The organism is Rhizobacter sp. P2_D12, assembly GCF_056404395.1.
In genome coordinates, this window is sequence record NZ_JBFUEB010000257.1 from 1 (window position 1) to 2,052 (window position 2,052).

2 protein-coding genes are annotated in these 2,052 nt (G+C 67.3%); one reads left to right on the forward strand and one right to left on the reverse strand.

Going from position 1 to position 2,052, the window contains the following annotated elements:
- Positions 1–236 precede the first annotated feature (236 nt).
- Positions 237–722 (reverse strand): preQ(1) synthase, encoded by a 486-nt coding sequence (gene queF / locus AC1DYN_RS32220; RefSeq protein WP_477966815.1) that lies wholly within the window; start codon positions 720–722, stop codon positions 237–239.
- A gap of 177 nt (positions 723–899) precedes the next feature.
- Between queF and AC1DYN_RS32225 the strand changes: the two genes are divergently transcribed.
- Positions 900–2,052 (forward strand): chromosome segregation SMC family protein (locus AC1DYN_RS32225; protein WP_477966818.1); only part of this gene is annotated, 1,153 nt, incomplete at its 3' end.

Sequence of the window (2,052 nt, forward strand, 5' to 3'; positions counted from 1 at the left end):
CAGCACGCTTCGTGGWCTGACTGTCGCCGACTGTTTGACCACAGCGAGCGAAGCGAGCGGAGGGAGTTTCGGCGACGGGCCTYGAAAGCAGTCAGCGCAGGGCAGTCGACGCGCCCCCGGGCGCGGCGACCGCCCCATCCGGCGCGCCCCAGCCTGCCCGCCCGCGRCTTTGCTCGCGCCGAGCAGCCCCCCGGATTGGCATCCGGGCTACGAAGCCAGGTGTCGCAGAGGCGAAATCAGGCCAGTCCCGTCTGCGCTCCGTGCACCGGCATCTGCACCACCGGCTGCGGCTTCCAGCCCTTCTTGCGGTGCTCGGCCACCACGTTGGTGTAGATCCCGCCCCGCACGTACCACTTCGCCGTGATGCGAATGAAGCGCGGGTCGGTCGCCTTGACGATGTCGTCCAGGATGTCGTTCGTCACCTTCTCGTGGAACGCCCCTTCGTTGCGGTAGCTCCACATGTACATCTTCAGGCTCTTCAGCTCGACGCACAGCTTGTCCGCGATCATGTCGATCGTGAAATGCGCGAAATCCGGCTGGCCCGTCAGCGGGCAGTGGCAGGTGAACTCGGGCACCTGGAACTGGATCGCGTAATCGCGCTTCGGGCTCGGGTTCGGGAACACGTCGAGCTGCTTGCTCGGCATCGACGGCGGCTTGGCCGGCGCCTCGCGCATGCGCAGCGGCGTGGTGGGAGGCGGAACTTTCGAAGACAACTTGGCCATACGGGGCGTCACGTTCGGAGAGGGTTTCGGCAGGCTGCCGCAAGAGGTCGCGATGGTATCATCGCGCCTCGCCAGAAGTCCGCGTACGCGTGGAATTCCCCAAGTAAATCAATGACTTAGGCGGCTTGCGGGTGCAGTTTCGCTGCGCGCCGCGACGCTGCAGGGACCGCCTCTCCCATGCGTCTGAACTCCATCAAGCTCTCGGGCTTCAAGTCATTTGCCGAACCCACCCATTTCCAGCTGCCGGGGCAACTGGTCGGCGTGGTCGGGCCCAACGGCTGCGGCAAGTCCAACATCATGGACGCGGTGCGCTGGGTGCTCGGCGAATCCAAGGCCAGCGAACTGCGCGGCGAATCGATGCAGGACGTGATCTTCAACGGCTCGGGCAACCGCAAGCCGGCCAGCCGCTCCAGCGTCGAACTGGTCTTCAGCAACGAGGACGCCCGCGCCGGCGGCCAGTGGAACCAGTTCACCGAGATCGCCGTCAAGCGCGTGCTGACGCGCGACGGCACCAGCAGCTACTACATCAACAACCAGCCGGTGCGCCGCCGCGACGTGCAGGACGTGTTCCTCGGCACCGGCCTCGGCCCGCGCGCCTACGCCATCATCGGCCAGGGCACCATCAGCCGCATCATCGAGAGCAAGCCCGAGGAGCTGCGCCTGTTCCTCGAAGAGGCCGCCGGCGTCTCGAAGTACAAGGAACGCCGCCGCGAGACCGAGAACCGGCTCAAGGACACGCGCGAGAACCTGACCCGCGTCGAAGACATCCTGCGCGAGCTGAACGCCAACCTCGAGAAGCTCGAGAAGCAGGCCGAGGTCGCCACTCGTTACCGCGACCTGCAGGAGTCCGGCACGCTGAAGCTGCACCAGCTGTGGTTCCTGAAGCACCGCGACGCGGCCAGCGAACAGGAGCGCGTGAAGAAAGAGGTTCTCGAGGCCACCAATGGCCTCGAAGCCCGCATGGCCGAACTGCGCCACGGCGAGGCCGAGCTCGAAACCATCCGCCAGGCCCACTACGCCGCCAGCGACGAGCTGCACACCGCGCAGGGCGCGCTGGCCGAGGCCGCGCTCGAGGTGAGCCGCCTCGAAGAGCGCATCCGCTACGTCGTCGAAGGCCGCCAGCGCGTCGAGCAGCGCCTGGCCGAGCTGAAGCTGCAAAGCGAGCAGTGGGCCGACCGCTCGCAGCAGGCGCAGGACGAGCTGGAACAGATCGCCGGGCAGATCGCCGCCGCCGACGAGCAGGCCGAGGTGCTGGCCGCGCAGGCCGAGGAACAGTCCGGCAACCTGCCGCAGGTCGAGGACGCGGTGCGGGCCGCGCAGGCGCGCAGCA